12 protein-coding genes are annotated in these 18,718 nt (G+C 69.0%); 6 read left to right on the forward strand and 6 right to left on the reverse strand.

Annotation, left to right across the window (positions count from 1 at the left end; translation table 11 throughout):
* Positions 1 to 54: 54 nt before the first annotated feature.
* Genes ASC87_RS27900 through ASC87_RS27915 form a run of 4 tightly spaced genes read left to right on the forward strand, consistent with a single transcriptional unit; the run spans position 55 to position 5,689 of the window.
* Entirely contained in the window at positions 55 to 2,157 is a 2,103-nt protein-coding gene (locus ASC87_RS27900; protein ID WP_369820808.1) for a TonB-dependent siderophore receptor, read from the forward strand.
* 12 nt (positions 2,158 to 2,169) lie between these two features.
* On the forward strand, positions 2,170 to 2,907 hold the full coding sequence (locus tag ASC87_RS27905; protein ID WP_056670890.1) for an ABC transporter ATP-binding protein: 738 nt from the start codon (positions 2,170 to 2,172) through the stop codon (positions 2,905 to 2,907).
* A complete protein-coding gene (locus tag ASC87_RS27910; protein WP_056670892.1) occupies positions 2,904 to 4,334 on the forward strand; it encodes a DUF3526 domain-containing protein in 1,431 nt (476 codons plus the stop codon). Before ASC87_RS27905 ends, ASC87_RS27910 begins: the two co-directional genes overlap by 4 nt.
* Positions 4,331 to 5,689: a DUF3526 domain-containing protein gene (locus tag ASC87_RS27915; protein WP_056670895.1), complete on the forward strand. Its 1,359-nt coding sequence runs from the start codon at positions 4,331 to 4,333 to the stop codon at positions 5,687 to 5,689. The genes ASC87_RS27910 and ASC87_RS27915 overlap by 4 nt, the downstream gene beginning before the upstream one ends.
* Positions 5,690 to 5,715: 26 nt before the next feature.
* On the opposite strand, the gene ASC87_RS27920 is transcribed toward ASC87_RS27915, so the two are convergent.
* The 5 genes from ASC87_RS27920 to czcI form a co-directional block, all read right to left on the reverse strand.
* The gene (locus tag ASC87_RS27920; RefSeq protein ID WP_056670898.1) at positions 5,716 to 6,147 is read right to left on the reverse strand and encodes a hypothetical protein; all 432 of its coding nucleotides are present in this window, start codon (positions 6,145 to 6,147) and stop codon (positions 5,716 to 5,718) included.
* 90 nt (positions 6,148 to 6,237) lie between these two features.
* Positions 6,238 to 9,426, reverse strand: a complete 3,189-nt coding sequence (locus ASC87_RS27925) for a CusA/CzcA family heavy metal efflux RND transporter (protein ID WP_056670901.1) — start codon at positions 9,424 to 9,426, stop codon at positions 6,238 to 6,240.
* 17 nt (positions 9,427 to 9,443) lie between these two features.
* Positions 9,444 to 10,985, reverse strand: a complete 1,542-nt coding sequence (locus ASC87_RS27930) for an efflux RND transporter periplasmic adaptor subunit (protein ID WP_235582328.1) — start codon at positions 10,983 to 10,985, stop codon at positions 9,444 to 9,446.
* Between the two features lie 19 nt (positions 10,986 to 11,004).
* Positions 11,005 to 12,306, reverse strand: a complete 1,302-nt coding sequence (locus tag ASC87_RS27935; protein ID WP_056670907.1) for a TolC family protein — start codon at positions 12,304 to 12,306, stop codon at positions 11,005 to 11,007.
* Positions 12,307 to 12,387: 81 nt separating this feature from the next.
* Positions 12,388 to 12,756 (reverse strand): cation efflux protein, CzcI family, encoded by a 369-nt coding sequence (czcI, locus tag ASC87_RS27940; protein WP_056670909.1) that lies wholly within the window; start codon positions 12,754 to 12,756, stop codon positions 12,388 to 12,390.
* A gap of 127 nt (positions 12,757 to 12,883) precedes the next feature.
* Here czcI and ASC87_RS27945 point away from each other — a divergent pair, with 127 nt between their 5' ends.
* Positions 12,884 to 15,277, forward strand: coding sequence for a heavy metal translocating P-type ATPase (locus ASC87_RS27945; RefSeq protein ID WP_056670912.1), 2,394 nt, complete (start codon positions 12,884 to 12,886; stop codon positions 15,275 to 15,277).
* Complete coding sequence (cueR, locus tag ASC87_RS27950; protein ID WP_056670916.1) at positions 15,277 to 15,699, forward strand: Cu(I)-responsive transcriptional regulator; 423 nt, start codon at positions 15,277 to 15,279, stop codon at positions 15,697 to 15,699. Before ASC87_RS27945 ends, cueR begins: the two co-directional genes overlap by 1 nt.
* On the opposite strand, the gene ASC87_RS27955 is transcribed toward cueR, so the two are convergent.
* Positions 15,681 to 18,485 carry a PAS domain-containing protein gene (locus ASC87_RS27955; RefSeq protein ID WP_235582329.1) on the reverse strand — a complete coding sequence of 935 codons (2,805 nt, stop codon included), beginning with the start codon at positions 18,483 to 18,485 and terminating at the stop codon, positions 15,681 to 15,683. The genes cueR and ASC87_RS27955 overlap by 19 nt on opposite strands.
* Positions 18,486 to 18,718: the final 233 nt, after the last annotated feature.

Below are 18,718 nucleotides of genomic sequence, written 5' to 3' on the forward strand. Positions count from 1 at the left end.
ACCACGTTTTCCCGCCGGCGCACCCGCGTCCGTGCAGCCCGCCTCACGATGGCGATGGGCACCGCGTTTGCCGCCCCCGTGTTCGCCCAGGCGAACGAGGACCCCACCCCCGACAGCACCCGGCTGCCGGCCGTCCAGGTGGTTGGCCGCAGCGAGTCGGGGACGTACCACGCCGGCGAGGCCGCCGGCGCCAAGTCCGACCTGCCATTGCGCGAGTTGCCGCAATCCATTCGCTCCGTCACCCGCCAGGCCATGGACGACCTGGGTGCCACCCGGCTCGACGACGTGCTCGACTACGTGGGCGGTGTCTCGCGCCAGAACAGCTTCGGTGGACTGTGGGACAACATCGCCATCCGCGGGCTGGCCGGCGACCCGAACACCGGCATGGCCACGCTCCTCAACGGCTTTTCGTCCAACCGCGGCTTCAACGCCCCGCGTGACCTGGCAGGGGTCGAACGCATCGAGTTCCTCAAGGGCACCGCCGCGGCGCTGTACGGCAGCAGCGAACCCGGTGGCACGCTGAACGTGGTGTCCAAGCGCCCGCGGTGGACCGCCGCGCATTCGGTCGAAGGTTACGCCGGCAGCTACGGGCTTCGGCGCGTGGCCATCGACAGCACCGGGCCGCTGGACGAGGCGTTCGCCTACCGCATCAACATCGCCGCCGAAGACCGCGACGGCTTTCGCGATCACGTGGATGCCAGGCGGCGCGTGGTGGCACCCGCCTTCACCTGGAGGCTCGGGGCCGACACGCTGCTCGACTACTCCGGCGAACTGCTGCGCCACGAGACACCGCTCGACCGGGGCGTGGTGGCCGTCGATAACCAGTTGGGCACCATCCCGCGAAACCGGTTCCTGGGCGAGCCGGCGGACGGTGCCGTCACGGTGGAGAACCAGACCCACCAGCTGATCCTGTCCCATGAATGGACCGCCGACTGGCGCAGCCGCATGGGCCTGTCTTACCGCGGCACGGCCATGGAGGGGTTCTCCACCGAAGCGAATGCCCTGCTGGCCAACGGGCAGCTGACCCGCCAACGGCGGTTCCGCGACTACCAGTCGGACGACGTGGCCCTGCAGGCCGAACTCCAGGGCCATGTGCAGGCCGGTGGTGTCGACCACGAGCTGCTGCTCGGGCTGGAGACGTTCCGGTTCCGGATGAACTCCGTGATGCTGCGGGTCAACCCCACGCCCACGGCGCCCTACGCCATCGACATCCATGACCCCGTGTATGGCCAGCCGCAACCCACGCCGGCCGCGAACATCGACACCCTCGAACACCAGCGCAACACCGCGTTCTACGTGCAGGATGCGGTGCGGCTGGCACCCGCGTGGCGGCTCGTGGGTGGGGTGCGCGTGGACCAGTACCGGCAGTCCCTGCTGAACCGCCGGACGGAGCGGACGACCACGCAGGACCCCGCAGCCACGTCACCACGCGTGGGCATCAGCTGGCTCGCCACCCCGCAATGGACGGCGTACGCCAACGCCGGGCAATCCTTCCGCCCGAACGTGGGTACAGACGCGGCCGGCGCCAGTTTCGAGCCGGAGACGGGGCGCGCGCTGGAGCTGGGCACGAAATGGGAGAGCGCCGACCAGCGCATCGGCGCCACGGCAGCGCTCTTCGACATCCGCAAGCGCAACGTCGTCACGTCCGACCCGGTCAACACGGGCCAGTCGATCGCGGCCGGCGCGGTGCGCAGCCGCGGGCTCGAGTTCGACCTTGCCGGGCAGGTGGCGCGCCATTGGCGGGTCAACGCGAGCCTGGCCTTCAATGACGTGGAGGTCACCGCGGACCAGAACCTGGAGGTCGGCGGCCGGTTGCTCAACGTGCCGCGCGTGAACGGCAGTGTGCTGGCGGTGTACGAGGACACGCTGCAAGGCGGGCAGCGCTACGGGATCGGCGGCGGCGTGACCCACACCGGCAAACGGCTGGGCCAGGCCCGCACCCAGGAGGATGTGAGGAACGGTCTCGCGGCCTTTGAGCTGCCTGCCTACACGACGGCCAAGCTCGTGGCCCATTGGCGCATGAGCCCGGCGCTCCGGCTCACGCTGGACGTGGACAACCTGTTCGACAAGACCTACTACGCCAGCGCCTACAGCCGGTTGTGGGTGACCCCCGGCACGGCCCGCACGGTGGCCCTGGGCCTCCAGGCCACTTTCTAGGAACCCTGCCGAATGACCCAAGCATCGAACCAGGCCGTGCTGGAAGCCGTGGCCGTCACGGCCGGCCACGGCGGCAAGGCCATCCTGCACGGCCTCGACCTGCGCGTTCACCGCGGCGAGGTCTATGCACTGCTGGGGGCCAACGGCGCCGGCAAGACCACGACGCTCAGCCTCTTCCTCGGGTTCATCGCGCCCTCCGCAGGCCACCTGCGCGTGAACGGGGCGGACCCCGTGGCCAACCCGGCATCGGCCCGCCGCCACCTGGCCTACATCCCCGAGAACGTGGCCCTGTACGAACACCTGAGCGCGCGCGAAAACGTGGCGTACCTGCTGGACCTCGCGGGCCAGCCCGAGCTGGACGGCACCATCGACGCTGCCTTGCTCGCCGCCGGATTGGCCCCGGCCGCCCACGGACAGCGTGTGGGCCGGTTCTCCAAGGGCATGCGCCAGAAGGTGGCCATCGCCCTGGCCCTCGCACGCGAGGTGCCCGCGCTGCTGCTCGACGAGCCCACCTCGGGCCTGGACCCCCAGGCGACAGCGGAATTCAACCGGTTGCTCGGTGTGTTGCGCGGCCGCGGCGTGGCCATCCTGATGGTCACCCACGACCTGCTGAGTGCGGCGGACGTGGCCGATCGCATCGGTTTCATCGGCGGTGGGCGCCTCGCCGAAGAGGTGGCCGCGACCGGACCCGAGCGTTTCGACGTGCGTGCGCTGCATCGGCGCTACGCCACCGTGGAGGCCGCCTCGTGAACCCGATCCGGCGAATCGCCCTCGACGAATGGCGGCTGCTGTGGCGCGACCGCGTGGCCGTGATGGGCCTGGTGCTGATCACGTTGCTCTCGGTCACCGCGGCCCTCACGGCGTGGCACCACCGCGAAGCGGCCGACGCCGACCGCGCCCGCCACCAGTCGCGTGCGAACCAGGAGTTCGACGCCCAGCCGGACCGGCATCCGCACCGCATGGTGCACTACGGCCACTTCGTGTTCCGCGCGCTGAACCCGCTCGCGGCCTTCGATCCGGGCATCGATGCCTACACCGGCCAGGCCTTGTTCCTCGAAGGGCATCGCCAGAACAGCGCGAACTTCGGCGACGTGCGCCAGTCGTCGCTGCTGGTGCGGTTCGGGCACCTCACGCCGGCCTTCGTGCTGCAGGTGCTGGCCCCGCTGCTGCTCGTATTCCTCGGCCACGGGGTCGTCGCCCGGGAGCGGGAGTCGGGCACGCTGCGCACCTTGCTGGCCCAGGGCGTGCGGCCCCGTCACATCGTGCTGGGCAAGCTGCTGGCCCTGTGCGGCCTGGCCAGCCTCGTGATGGTCCCCACGACACTCGCGCTCGGCGGGCTGGTCATCGGCGCGAACGCGCCGGCGTGGCCCGTGCTCGCGCTGTGGGCAGGGCACGCGGCGTGGCTCCTCCTGTGGGCGATGGCCGTGACCGCGGTGTCGGCCTGGTTCGGCCGCCGGCGCGACGCCCTGCTCTGCCTGCTCGCCGTCTGGACCGTGGCGGTGATCGTGTTGCCCCGCATCGCATCCGAGAGCGCGGTCTCCGCCCACGCACTGCCCACGCGTTTCGAGACCGACATCGCCGTGGCACGGGACCTGGCCGCGCTGGGCGACAGCCACAACCCCGATGACCCGTACTTCAACGGCTTCCGCCAGCGGGTGCTGGCGCAGTACGGCGTGGCCCGGGTGGAAGACCTGCCGGTGAACTACAAGGGCCTGCTGGGCATCGAGGGCGAGCGCATGACCAGCGCCCTGTTCGACCGGTATGCCGAGGTGTCGTTCGACCAGCAGGCTCGCCAGAGCCGCTGGATGGACACCTTCGGCCTGCTGAGCCCGGCCCTTGCGATCCGCCGCCTGTCCATGGGCGCGGCGGGCACGGACCTCGAGGGCTACCGGCGGTTCCTCGAGCAGGGCGAGCGCCATCGGTACCGGCTGGTGCAGGCGCTGAACACCCTCCAGGCGGAGAGACTGACGTATGCCGACGACCGCAATCCCGCGAAGGAGAACCGTCTGGACCCCATGGCCTGGCAGGGAGAAGCGGCGTTCCACCACGAACCCCTGCCGCCCGCGGACACGCTGCGCCGTGCCATGCCGGCCGCCGTGGCGCTGGTACTGTGGCTCGCGGCGGCCGCCGCGCTGTTGCTCGCGGGCAGCCGCCACCTCGCCGGGAGCCACCGATGAGCGGCTGGCACCATGAATTGCGCCTGATCCTGCGCTCCCGGCTGTCGATGGCCGCCCTGGTGCTGCTGTTCCTGCTCGCGGCGCTGGCCGTGGGCTCCGGCCTGCGCGAGGTGCACGCCCAGCGTGACACGATCGCGCGGCTGGGTGAACTGCAGCAGAAGGACCTTGCCGCACTGGCATCGCGCTACGCGGGGGGAGACGCCGGTTATGCGGCGTACTACACCTTCCATGCCACCTGGGATCCCCCGTCCGACGCCGCGTTCCTCGCGCTGGGGCTGCGCGACGTGGCCCCGCATGCCTTGCGGGTGCGGGCGCTCGGCTTGCAGGCGCAGCTCTACGAGGGTGAGACGTTCAACCCCGAGCTGGCCCTCACGGGCCGCTTCGACTACAGCTTCGTGCTGATCTACCTGGCGCCGCTGTTCGTCATCGCCCTGCTCCACGACCTGTTCTCGGGCGAGCGCCAGGCGGGCCGGCTCCGCGTGCTGCAGGCCATGCCGGGCGGCACGGGCCGCCTCTGGCTGCGCCGCGCGGCACTGCGCCTGCTGCTCGTCCTTGCCGCGTTGGCATTGCCGTTGACCACTGGTGCCGTGCTGTCGGGCAGCGGCGGCGCACCGGTGGCCACGGCCCTGCTGGCCACCGTGGCGCAGGTGGCGTTCTGGGGCGGCCTCTCGCTGCTGGTCGCGAGCCGGCGGTGGAGTTCAACAGCGCATGCCACGGCGCTCGTGGGCACCTGGGTCGCACTGACACTGGCGTTGCCGGCCTGGGCCAACCTGGCGCTGGCACGCGCTATTCCCGTGGGCCAGGGGGTGGACCTGATGCTCACGCAACGCCAGAACGTGCATGCCGCATGGGAGGTGCCCCGCGACCAGACGATGCAGAAGTTCTTCCAGACCCACCCCGCCTGGAAGGACACCGCACCGCTGCCGGCCAAGTTCCACTGGAAGTGGTATTTCGCGTTCCACCAGCTGGGCGACGAAAGTGTCGCAGGCGATGTCGCGGCCTACCGCGACGGCCTGGAAGCTCGCCAGCGCTGGACCGACCGCCTGGGGTACCTGCTGCCGGGGGTGGGCGCGCAGGCGGTGCTCCACCGGGTCGCGGGCACCGACCTGCCCGCGCAACTCGCCTACCTCGACCGGGTGGCGGACTTCCACCAGCAGGTGCGCAACTTCTACTACCCCTTCATCTTCAACGAGCGCCCGATGGGCCGGCAGGACTTCGCGGACCTGCCGCGGTTCCAGGCGACCGCAGCGATCGCCCCGGGCTCGGCAGGCGCGCTGGCGAGCCTCGTGGCCTGGGGGATCGCCGCGCTGGGCCTCGCGGCACTGGCCGTCAGCCGTCCCGGTGCCGGGGGCTGACGGCCCTGACTACGCTTTGGCCCCGATTACTTGAACGTGAACTTCGCCGTCGCAGCCGGCATGTTCGGCAACGTCACGGTGGCAACGGCCTTCGTCCCGGCCGGGACCTTGAACGTCCCCGTCGCTTCGAACTTGTCACCCGCCGGTGCAAGCGTCGTCTCCGACTTCTCGGCGGCGGTGAGCAGCATGACCTTCGCGGTAGCGCCCTTGAGGTCGACCGCCTTGCCGTGGTCGGTGACGTACAGCGTCAGCCCGTCGGGCTTCGCCACCAGTTCGTAGTTGACGTCCTTGACCACCGCGACGGCACCACCATGGCGGGCCTTGTTGTCGTGGGCATGCGCCGCGCCCTTCTTGTCGCCGTGGTCGTGGCCCTGGTGGTCTTCGGCAGCAAACGTGGGCGCGGACAAGCACGCCAGCAAGGCCATGGCAGCGAGGGATTTCAGTTTGTCGTGGTTCATGGGTTACCTACTTGAGTTCGTGAACAGGCCTTCTGATGGCAGGCCGGCGCAAGAAGGCATGGCGCGCCGGCCCGTGGGGATGAACAGCGCTCAGGTCACGCCGGTCGCGGGCGCAGCGTGCGCCGCAGGAAGCTGGCCGAACACCGCTTCCTCCTCATCACGCCGGTGAATCAACCGATACAGCAACGGGAGCACGAGCAAGGTCAGCGCGGTGGAAGAAAGAATCCCGCCGATCACGACGGTCGCCAAGGGCCGCTGCACCTCGGCGCCGGTGCCGGTGGCCAGTGCCATCGGCACGAAGCCCAAGGACGCCACCAGTGCCGTCATCAGCACGGGCCGCAGCCGGGTCAGGGCGCCTTCGTGGATGGCCCTGTCGAGCGGCAAGCCCTGCTCCCGCAGGTTGCGGATGAAGGAGATCATCACCAGGCCATTGAGCACCGCCACGCCAGACAGGGCGATGAAACCCACGGCGGCGGAGATCGACAGTGGAATGCCGCGCATCCAGAGCGCCACGATGCCGCCGGTCAGTGCGAATGGAATTCCCGTGAAGACCAGCAGGCCGTCCTTGAGGTTGCCGAACATGGCAAACAGGAGCACGAACACCAGCAGGAGTGCCACGGGCACCACGATCTGGAGCCGCGTGGTCGCGGACTGCAGGTTTTCGTATTGCCCACCCCAGGTGGTCCAGTAGCCGGAGGGCACCTTGACCTGCTGCTGCACGGCCTGGTTGGCTTCGCCCACGAACGACCCCAGGTCGCGGCCACGCACGTTCGCGCTGACCACGATCCGGCGCTTGCCATCCTCGCGGCTCACCTGGTTCGGGCCCGGGGCCAGTTCCAGGGTCACCACTTCGCCGAGGGGAATGAACGCAACCTTCGATGTGCCCTCGCCCCTCGGCAGCGCCACGGGGAGCCGCTTGATGGCTTCGAGGTCGCTGCGCAGGTTCTCGGGCAGGCGCACCACGATGTCGAAGCGACGGTCGCCTTCGAACATGGTTCCGGCCTCACGCCCCCCGACGGCCGTGGCCAGGGTGTCCTGCACGTCGGCGATGTTCAGCCCGTAGCGCGCGGTCTTCTCGCGGTCGATGTTCACCGTCAACATCGGCAGGCCCGTGGTCTGCTCGACCTTCACTTCGGCTGCGCCCGGAACTTTCTCGAGCACTTCGGAGATCTCGATGGCGGTCTTGTTGAGAACGTCCATGTCGTCACCGAACACCTTCACGGCCACGTCGCTCCGGATGCCGGAGATCAGCTCGTTGAACCGCAGCTGGATGGGCTGCGAGAACTCATAGTTGTTGCCGGGAATCTGCGCGACAGTCTCCTGAACCGCTGCCAGCAGTTCGTCCCGCGTCTTCCGCGGCTCCGGCCATTCGTCCATGGGCTTGAGCATCACATAGCCGTCCGAGATGTTGGGCGGCATCGGGTCGGATGCCACCTCGGCGGTGCCGGTGCGAGCGAACACCCGTTCGATCTCGGGAAACTTTGCCTTCAGGGTGGATTCGATCTGCTGCTGCATCTTCACCGACTGGCTGAGGCTCGTTCCAGGGATGCGCAGTGCCTGCACCGCGAAGTCACCTTCGTTCAGGTTGGGCACGAACTCCGTCCCGAGGCGCGTGGCCAGCAGGCCGGAGAGGAGCACCGTCACCACGGCGAAGGTCAGGACGAGCGGCTTGGCGTCCATCACGCGCGTGAGCAGCGGCGCGTAGCTGCGCGAGGCCCACTGCATCAGGCGGTTTTCCTTCTCGGCGACCCGGTTGCCAATGAAGAGTGCCACCGCCGCCGGGATGAACGTGACGGACAGGATCATGGCGCCCAACAGGGCGATCACGACCGTGAATGCCATCGGGTGGAAGAGCTTCGCCTCCACGCCGGTGAGGGCAAAGATCGGCAGGTAGACGACCATGATGATCAGCTGCCCGAACAGCAGCGGCCGGCGTGCTTCCTGTGAAGCGGCGAATACCTCGTGGAACCGCTCACTGCGTGTGAGGGGACGTCCGTGGTGTGCCTGCGCGTGGGCCAGGCGGCGCACGCAGTTCTCCACGATCACGACCGCGCCGTCGATGATGATGCCGAAGTCAAGCGCACCCAGGCTCATCAGGTTCGCGCTGATCTTCTGGTTCACCATGCCGGTGAACGTGAACAGCATGGCCAACGGGATCACCATCGCCGTCAGCAGCGCGGCGCGGATGTTGCCGAGGAACAGGAAGAGCACCGCGATCACCAGCACCGCGCCCTCGAACAAGTTCTTCTTGACGGTGTTGATCGCCTTGTCGACAAGCACGGTGCGGTCGTAGACCGTGACCGCATGCACCCCCTCGGGCAAGCTGCGGTTGATGTCGGCCATCTTGCGATCAACGGCTTGCGACACCTTGCGGCTGTTCTCGCCGATCAGCATGAAGACCGTGCCGAGAACGACTTCACGCCCGTTGTCGGTGGCCGCGCCCGTGCGCAGTTCCTGGCCCACGCCCACGCTGGCAACGTCTCTCACCCGGATCGGCACGCCGTCGGCGTTTCCGAGAATGATGTTGCGCAGGTCGTCGGGTGAGCGTGCCTGGCCCGGCGCCCGGATCAGGTATTGCTCACCTCGCTTCTCGATGTACCCGGCGCCCACGTTGGCGTTGTTGCGCTCCAGGGCCTTCAGGACGTCGCCCATCGTGAGACCGTAGGCCGAGAGTGTCGAAGGGTTCGGTGCCACCTCGTACTCCTTGGCGTACCCGCCGATGGAGTTGATCTCGGTGACGCCGGGCACGTTGCGCAGCTGCGGCTTGATGATCCAGTCCTGGATCTCGCGCAAGTCCGTCGGCGTGTAGGGCGTGCCGTCAGGCTTCCTGGCGCCGTCCTTGGCCTCGACCGTCCAGAGGTAGATCTCGCCAAGGCCCGTTGAAATGGGGCCGATCACCGGCGAGATGCCCGGGGGCATCTGCTCGCGAGCGGCCTGGATGCGCTCGTTGACAAGCTGGCGCGCGAAGTAGATGTCCGTGCCGTCGGCAAAGATCACCGTCACCTGCGACAGCCCATACCGCGACAGCGACCGCGTCTGCTGGAGGCCCGGCAGGCCCGCCATCACGGTCTCGATGGGATAGGAGATGCGTTGCTCGGTCTCGAGGGGCGAGTACCCGGCCGCCTCGGTGTTGATCTGCACCTGGACGTTGGTGATGTCCGGCACCGCATCGATGGGCAGTCTCTGGTAGTTGTAGACACCCAGTCCGACCATGCCCAGCACGGCCAGCATGACGAGCCATCGTTGTTCGATGGCAAAACGGATCAATCTTTCAAACATGGCGGGGTCCGATCCGTTCAGTGCTCATGCGTCGCGGAGCCCTTGCCCTGCTCCGACTTCACGATGAAGCTGCCGGCCGCCGCGTACGCAACGCCTTGGCGCAGGCCACCCAGGATTTCGGTTCGCTTGCCGTCTGAACGCCCGGTGCGCACAGGTTGGGGAATGAAGCCGCCCGGTACCTTGACGAAAACAACGGCTTGTTCATTGACGGACTGGACCGCCTCCGACGACACCGTGACCGGCGCGGCCGACTCCGAGCCCACGATGTCGACGTTCACGAACAGCCCGGGCCTCCAGGCGTGTTCCGGGTTGCCGAGCGTCACTCGGGCCTTGGCCGTGCGCGTCTGCTCGCCGATCAGCGAGCCCACATAGGACACGGTGCCGCTCGCCCGCGTGTCGGAGGCGGCCGACCGGACAAGCACCTTGCCGCCCACGCGCACCTGGTCCAGGTCCTTTGCGCCGATGCTGAGTTCGGCCCAGACCGAAGACAGGTCGGAGATCGTGAAGACGTTGGCGTCTTCCTTGACCATCTCGCCGAGCGCAATGTGCTTCTCCACGACCATGCCGTCGAACGGTGCTCGCAGTTCGTAGCGGCCGAGCGCGCCCGCGCCCGTACCCGCACCGATGGCACCGAGCTTCTGCTGCTCGTTGGCCACCGCGATCTCCGCTTCGCGCAAGGCCTGCTCCGCCTGCAGCACGTCCTGCCGGGGAGAAATCTTCTCTTCCCACAGCTTCTTTTCGCGCTCGTACGTCGTGCGCGCGAGGCCCAGTCGTTGCCGGGCCGAACGCAGGCTGCTGCGCTGATCGGAGACGCTTGCGCTCGAGACCACCGCCAAGACCTGCCCCTTCTTCACCTGCTGCCCGAGGTTCGCGGAAACACCTTCCACAACGCCGCCCACGCGGGGGACGACGTGGGCCGTCCGGTCTTCGTTGAATCGGATTTCGCCGGGAAGCTGAAGCGTCGAACGGATGGCCGCTGCGGTTGCCGTCTCGACAACAACACCGGACGCCTTCAGCTGCGCATCGGACATCGCGACACGGCCTTCTTCCTTCGAGAAGGTGAACACGAAGGGCTCGGTCGCCGTCTGGGCGGCCAAGGTGGCTTCGAAAATGTGGGGTTCTGCCACCGCCTTTGCGCTCTTCAGCCCATCACCGTCCACCGCCAGGACCAGTTCTTCCTCTTCACCGCCCGGGCGTACCAGCTTGATGGACACCTTCGCCGTGGTTGGCGCCACCGGTTTTCCATCTTCGAACAACCAGGCCTTGAAGTTGGCCTTGCCGCCCTCTTCCGCCAACTGCACCTCCACGCCGAACTTGTCCTCCTCGAAGAGGTCGCCTCCGTGCGGGCCCTTCTTCGCTTCGGCTTCCTCATGGTGCTCGCCATCGGCATGCCCCTTGGCCTCTTCGTGGCCATGGCCGCCGTGCTCCCCATGGCCAGCACCGGCGGGTTTTGCCGGATCGGTGCGGAGGATGGCGAAGGCGGCAGTCGCCCCCAGGACGATCAGCACCACGATCGCGATCAGTTGCTTGCGTCCCACTTTGGACGCCGCGTTGTTCATGTCGAATTTCATCGGAACCTCAGGGCTGAGCCGGCCGGTTGGCCGAGGTGGTCTGTTCGGGCGTGCCAAGCAAGCGGTCAAGCTCGATGCGGGAGCGATGGGTTTCGGCCAAGGCACGCAGGTACTGTCCCTTCGCGATCAGAAGGGTGCGCTGGGTGTCGAGCACGTCCAGGAAGCCGAACTTGCCGAGATCGAAACCCTTGGCCGCGGCGTCGTAGGCGCCCTGGGCGCCGGGCAGTACGTCGCGCTGCAACGACTCGACCTCCGCCAGTGCCGTGAGCATCCGCTCCTGGGCCTGCAGGGCCTCGGTTTCGACACGAATCGCGGCGACCCGCGCATCCGCGATGGCCTTGTCGAGGCGCCGCAGCGCCTCCCGCTGTGCCCCCCGGTTGCTGTCAAACACCGGGATCGGCATGGAGACGCCCAGCACGGCCATGTTGCGGCCGGCCTCCGCGTCGCGCTTGGCGCCCAGGCTGACCGTCAGATCGGGCGTGCTGCGTGCCCGCTCCACCTCGGCGAGCGCCGCAAAGCGCTCGGCGTCGAGGTGGGCCTGGCGGATGGCCGGCGCGTCGGGCAACCGGCGAGCGAGTTCGGCGTCCGTCATCGGCGCAGCCACCTCGACGGCATCCCCGGAGACCGCTTCGTAAGCGCCTTGAGGCGCACCTGTTGCCGCGCGAAGCGCACGCAGCGCCGAACGCAGTTCGCTGCGTGCCTGAAGCAGCTCGATTCGCACGCCCGATTCGGCAACACGAGCCCGGGTTTCATCCACGGGAGAAATCTTGCCCGCGGTCACACGCTTGGTTGCCGCACCAGAAGCGCCTTCAGCGAGCGACAACGAACTCTCGGCCAGGCGCACGCGCTCCTGGGCCACGAGTGCCTCGAAGTACGCTGTCGTCACGGCCGCCCGAACCTGGGCGGTCTGCGCCGCCAACTGGGCTTGCGCCACATCGCGCGAGCGGTCCGCCACGGCCATGCGGGCCGCACGCTTGCCACCCAGCTCGAGCGGTTGGCTCAGCAAGATCGTGGTGGTGCGGGTCGCACGTCGAGTGTCCTCGACGTCGAGCCCCACCGTCGGATTGGGACGCGCAGCCGCTTGCTGGCGAGCGCCCTCCGTGGCCTCGAGCTCGTGGCGGGCTGAGGTCAGCTCCTGGTTATGGGCCAACGCGCCATCGAGCGCCTCGCGCAGCGAGATGGTTCTGTTGGAAGCAAGGCCGGCGGCTGGCGTTGCGGCAGCCACCCGGTCGGCGGGTTCAGCCGATTGAGCAAAGGAAACAGGTACGGAAAAAGCGGCCGCAAGCAGCGGCACGAGGTGCAAACGCATCGAACACTCCGAAGTTGATGGACAACGGGGGGAGAGTCCGGCGGCGCGGGTGGGTTGTCGGTGAGAGGAAGGCGCGCCGGACTAGTGCGCGCGCCAATTGGGCCGGTCGAGGCCGGCGGGGATGTGGGACGCGATGGGTGGCACCGCGGGGGTGTCGAACGCCGGCCGGGGGGCCACGTCCAGCACCATGACCGGCGCCCCCACGGTCTTCAGGCAGCCGAGGTGGCAGTAGGCGCAGTCGTCGTCCACGCACGGGGCCTTGTCGTCCCCGTTCTGCGGCGCCTCTTCTGCGGCCGCCAGGTCGGCACCCTGCACATGCTGGTGCGCGTGGTGGCCCAGGTGCCCCGCCACCTCGGCAGCGCCGCCGTGCTGGCAATAGGACGCGGCTGCGGCCCATGAGAGCTGCAGAGGCAGGACCAGCAGAAGGAGGACCGTCAGGAAGCGGCGCATGGCGCGGCAGTATAGGCGTGCCGGCCGCCCTGAAGCCCTTCGGCTCTCAGGCATTTGCCAAAATCCTTGACCTTGCCACCGTGGGAAGGTTCAAGATGCCACCATGATTCGAACCCAGGCCTCCCCGATGAACACCGTCGTGCCCGTGCCCGTTGGCCATGGCATCCGGATCCAGGTCACCGGCATGAGTTGCGCGTCCTGCGCGTCGCGCGTGGAGAAGACGCTGAAGGCCGTGCCCGGTGTCCACCGGGCCGACGTCAACCTCGCCACCGAACAGGCCACCGTCGAAGCCGATGCCGGCGTGGGTGCCGACGTGCTGGCCGCCGCGGTGCGCAAGGCGGGCTACGGGGTGGCCACCACCGAAACATCGCTGCAAGTCGAGGGCATGAGTTGCGCCTCGTGCGCGGGCCGCGTCGAGAAGGCCTTGCGCAAGGTGCCGGGTGTGTCCGGCGCCACGGTGAACCTGGCCACCGAGAAGGCCACGGTCACGACGTTGTCCACCGTGGCGGTGTCGGACTTGACGGCCGCCATCCAGAAGGCCGGGTACACCAGCCGGCCCGTGACGGATGCGCCGCCCGCACCGGGCCGGCGCCTGCCCGAATGGTGGCCCGTGGCGGTGAGCGCGGTGCTGGCCCTCCCCCTGGTGGCCCCCATGCTCCTGCAGTGGTTCGGCATCGACGGCATGCTGGATGGCTGGCTGCAACTGGCCCTCGCCACGCCCGTGCAGTTCTGGCTTGGCGCGCGGTTCTACCGGTCGGGCTGGAAGGCGCTGCGGGCGCGCACCGGCAACATGGACCTGCTGGTGGCGCTGGGCACGTCGGCCGCCTACGGCCTGTCGGTCTACCTGCTCGCCCGGCACGCCGCGCATGGCATGCCCCACCTGTACTTCGAGGCGTCCGCGGCGGTGATCACGCTCGTGTTGCTGGGGAAATGGCTCGAAACGCGTGCCAAGCGCGAGACGGTGGACGCCATCCGCGCGCTCACCGCCTTGCGCCCCACCACCGCGCGGGTGCGCCGCGACGGCATGGAGCGGGACATCCCGGTGGCGCAGGTGCAGCTGGGTGACCTCGTGGTGGTGCGGCCCGGCGACCGCGTGGCGGTGGACGGCGAGGTGGCGGAAGGGTGCAGCCATGTCGACGAGTCCCTCATCACGGGCGAGAGCCTGCCCGTGGCCAAGGCGGTGGGCGATGCCGTGACGGGCGGATCGGTCAATGCCGAAGGCACCTTGCTGGTGACCACCACCGCCATCGGCGCCGAGACCACCCTCGCCCGCATCATCCGCCTGGTCGAGTCCGCCCAGGCGGCCAAGGCCCCCATCCAGCGCCTCGTGGACCGCGTGAGCGCCGTGTTCGTGCCAGTGGTGCTGGGCATCGCACTGCTCACGTTCCTGGCGTGGGCCACCACCACGGGCAACTGGGAGACGGCACTCATCAACGCGGTGTCGGTGCTGGTGATCGCATGCCCCTGCGCGCTGGGCCTCGCCACGCCCACCGCCATCATGGCCGGCACCGGGGTGGCCGCCCGGCACGGCATCCTCATCAAGGACGCCGAAGCCCTCGAAGTGGCCCACGCCGTGACCGTCGTCGCGTTCGACAAGACCGGCACCCTCACCGAGGGCAAGCCCGCGCTGGCCGCCGTCGAACCCGCCGGCAGCACCACGCCCGGCGAGGTGCTGGCCTGGGCCGCCGCACTGCAGCAGTCGAGCAGCCACCCGCTTGCGCTGGCCGTGCTCGACCGGGTGCGCACGGACGGCATCCCGGTGCCCCCGGCGCGCGACACCAGGGCGCTGCCGGGCCGTGGGGTCCAGGGCACCGTGCACGGGCAGGTGCTGACCCTCGGCAGCTCGCGCCTGCTCCGCGAACTGCAGGTCGACCCGGGCGCCCTCGCGAACGATGCCGAACGCCTGGAACGCGACGGCCGCACCCTCTCGTGGCTGGTCCGCCAGTATGGCGACCGCGCCGAGCTGCTGGGCCTGCTGGCCTTCGGCGACACGGTCAAGGCCACGGCGCGCAACGCCGTCGACCGCCTCCACGGCCTGGGCATCCGGACGGTCATGCTGACGGGCGACAACCGCGGCAGCGCCGACACCGTGGCGCGGGAACTCGGCATCCTCGACGTGCGCGCCGAGGTGCTGCCAGGTGACAAGGCGGCCGCCGTGCAGGCCCTGCGCGCCAGCGGCGAGGTGGTGGCCTTCGTGGGCGATGGCCTGAACGATGGCCCCGCGCTGGCGGCGGCCTCCTGCGGGTTCGCGATGGCGGGTGGCACCGACGTCGCCACCGAAACGGCCGGCGTCACGCTCATGCGCGGCGACCCGCGCCTCGTGGCCGATGCCATCGACGTCTCGCGCCGCACCTGGGCAAAGATCCGGCAGAACCTGGGCTGGGCCTTCGCCTACAACGTGCTGGGCATCCCGCTGGCCGCGTTCGGGCTGCTGAGCCCCGTGGTCGCCGGCGCGGCCATGGCCTTCAGCAGCGTCAGCGTGGTGGCCAACGCCTTGCTGCTGCGGCGGTGGCACCCATGATGAACATCGGCCAGGCCGCGAAGGCCTCCGGCGTGTCGGCGAAGATGATCCGCCACTACGAGGGCGTGGGGCTCTTTCCGGAAGCGGCCCGCACGGAGGCCGGCTACCGGCAGTACTCCGAGCGCGACATCAACACCCTCCGCTTCATCCGCCACTCGCGCGACCTCGGGTTCCCGATCGAGCAGATCCGCGAACTCCTGGGCCTCTGGCAGGACCGCGCCCGGCCGAGCCGCCAGGTCAAGGCCCTGGCGCAGGCCCACCTCGCGGGACTCGACGCCAAGCTGAAGGAACTCCAGGCGATGAAGGTGACACTGGAGAACCTGGTGCAGTGCTGCCACGGGGACGAGCGGCCTGACTGCCCCATCATCGACACGCTGGCCGACGGCAGCGGCCCCGGCCCGGCTCATCGCCATGCACGATAGGCACGCCCCTGGTCGGCCGTGCCCGCCACCACGTCGCGCACCGCATTCACCAGGTCCTCGACAGTGCGTTCCTTCTGCACCATCGCACGCACGCCGAGTTGTGTCGCCTGCTCGCGCAGCGGGTCGCTGACGAAACCCGAGGCCATCACGATCGGCAAGTCAGGACACAGGCGCTTCACCGCGTGCACGAGGGCCATGCCGTCCATGCCCGGCATGTTGAAGTCGGTCACCAGCAGGTCCGCGGCACCCGGCGCGTGCCGCAGGCGGTCCAGCGCCTGCTGGGCGTCGAGGTGGGCATCGACCTGGCAGCCCGCCCGCTCCAGCAACGCCTGCATCGTCACCAGCATCACCGGATCGTCATCGACACACAACACGCGCAGGCCGTCGAGCCGCACCGGGGCCGGCCCCGGTGGCGCGTCGGCCGGGTCCCGCCGCGGCGGTGCGCACAGCGGCAGGTGGATGTGGAACACACTGCCTTGCCCGGGCGAACTCTCGACACCGATCGCCCCCCCGTGGGCCACCACGATGCCATGGGCCACCGACAGGCCAAGCCCGGTGCCCCGGTCAACCGACTTCGTCGTGAAAAACGGTTCGAAGATGCGCGCCTGTGCGGCGGCTTCGATGCCACAGCCATCATCCTGCACCCACAGATGGGCGTACGTGCCGGGTGAAAGCGGCGGGCCCGCCACCGTCCGAACCGGGTCCAGCGTTTCGGTGCCGAGCCCGATCACGATGCGGCCGCCACTGGCCGGCATCGCGTGCCAGGCGTTCGTGCAGAGGTTGATCAGCACCTGCTGCAGCTGGTTGCCGTCCACCTCGGCAAACAGCTCGTCCGGCCCGCGCTGGATTTCCAGCGCCACGTTGGCTGGCAGCGTGGAATGCAACAGGCGCGCGGCTTCGTCGATCAGCGGCTGCACGGGCTGCGGCAAGCGCTGGGTCGCCTGCTGGCGTCCGAACGCGAGGATCTGCTGCACCAGCGAACGGGCGCGCAGTGCCGAGCTCGTGATGGTGGCCAGGGGCGCCCTCGCGCCGCTGTCGGGCGACAGGGCGTCCTGGGCCAGCGTCACGTTGCCGAGGATGGCGCCGAGGATGTTGTTGAAGTCGTGGGCGATGCCACCCGCCAGCGTGCCGATCGACTCCATCTTCTGCGCCTGCCGCAACTGCGTCTCGAGGACCTCGCGGTGGTCCTCGGCCTGCTTGCGTTCGGTGATGTCGCGTTCCACCACCACGAAGTGGGTGCATCGCCCGGCGTCGTCGTGGATCGGGCTCAGCTTCAGCTCCACCCAGTACGGCTCGCCGGTGCGGCGGTAGTTGATCAGTTCCGTCTCGAACGGCCGGCTGGCGTTCATTGCATCGCGCAATGCGTCGAGGCGATCGTGCTGGGTCAACGGACCCTCCAACCGCTGCAGGCTGCCACCCGTCAGTTGCCAGGGCTGCCACCCGCACAGGCGCTCCACCGCCTGGTTCGCGAACACGATCGTCGGCCCGGGCGCCTCCAGGTTGGCGTCGGTGATCATCACGGCGTCGTTGAGCCGGCGCACGCAGGTGTCGAGCAGCCTCACCTGTGCCAGCATGGCTTCGCGCTGCGTGATGTCGCGCGCATGGACGGTCAATCCGTCCTCCAACGGAAACAAGCGCACCTCGAAGCGGAGCCCATCCAGCCGTTCGACGGCCTCGAATTCGACGGGCTCCTGGCTGGCCATGGCCTCCCGGCAGTGGTCCAGGAACCCGCAGTCGGCCACGGAGGCCGACAACAGGTCGGGCAACGCCTGGCCAAGGATCTCTTCACGGGGGTGTTGCACGAGCCGCTCGAATGCACCATTGGCCAGCTGCACCCGCCAGTCGGCCCCCACCGCCACGAACGGGTCGGGGATGCTCTCGAGCGTGGCGGACAGCCGGTCCGCCAGGCGCTGGATCTCGAGCAGGTTCGACTTGCGTTCGGTGATGTCCTGGCAGGCACCGCGCAGGTGGGTGATGCGGCCGTCGGCGTCGCGCACCGCCTCGCCGATCGACCGCACCCAGCGCTGTGCACCACCGGCAGCCGGTTGCAGCACCAGTTCGCAATCGAAGGGTGTGCCGGCCTGCTGGCAGTCGATCACGGCGCGGGCCACGCGCGATCGGTCGGGCTCGACGTAGAAGGACAAGGCCTCCTGGAGGCCCGGTGAAAAGCCGGCTGGCATGCCGTGGATGTCGGCCACCACGTCCGACCACACGACCTTCTGCCCGCCGATGTCGAACTCCCACGCACCGAGCCGGGCCACGCGGCCGGCGATCGTGAGCATCGTCAGCAACGAGTCGGACTGCCGCGCGGTCTGGGCCGACGCCGCTTCGGCGAGGCGGCGCTGGCGCCGTTCCTCCAGCAGCATCACCACCTGGCACGCCAGGGTGATCAGGTCATCGCGCTGTTGCGCCGACAGCCTGCGTGGTTCGCGGTCAAGCACGGCGAGCGCGCCAAGCGGGTGGCCGCCCCCGACCCGCAACGGCACGCCGGCATAGAAGCGCACGTTCGGCGGGCCCGTGACCAGCGGACTGCCGGAGAAGCGGTGGTCGGCCCGGGCGTCTGGCACCTCGAAGAAGGTGTCCGCTTCGATGGTGCGGGTGCAGAAGGAGATGTCGCGCGCGGTTTCGCGCAGGTTCAGGCCCACCTCGGACTTGAACCACTGGCGATCGCGATCGACCAGCGAGATGACCGCCATGGGCGTATCACAAAGGCGCGCGGCGAGCCGGGTCAGTGCGTCGAAGTGTGTTTCGGGTGGCGTGTCGAGCAGCTCGCAGGACGCGAGCATTCGCAGGCGAGCCGACTCGGCATCGTCGTATTCCAACCCCGATGGCCCCATGCCGTACATCGGCACCCCTTCCCGCCTTTTTGCAGCGGCAGCCAGCCTCCGGGCGAAGGCTCGGCAGGCCACCAGCGTTCTCACCAGCGTACATCGGTTGACGCGTCGCGGCCACCACTGTTTCCGGGGCCCGTTCCGGAACGGGCGTTCACTGTTGGCGGTGGGCCGGACCGGTACACTCC

The organism is Rhizobacter sp. Root1221 (assembly GCF_001425785.1).
Classification (GTDB): domain Bacteria; phylum Pseudomonadota; class Gammaproteobacteria; order Burkholderiales; family Burkholderiaceae_C; genus Rhizobacter.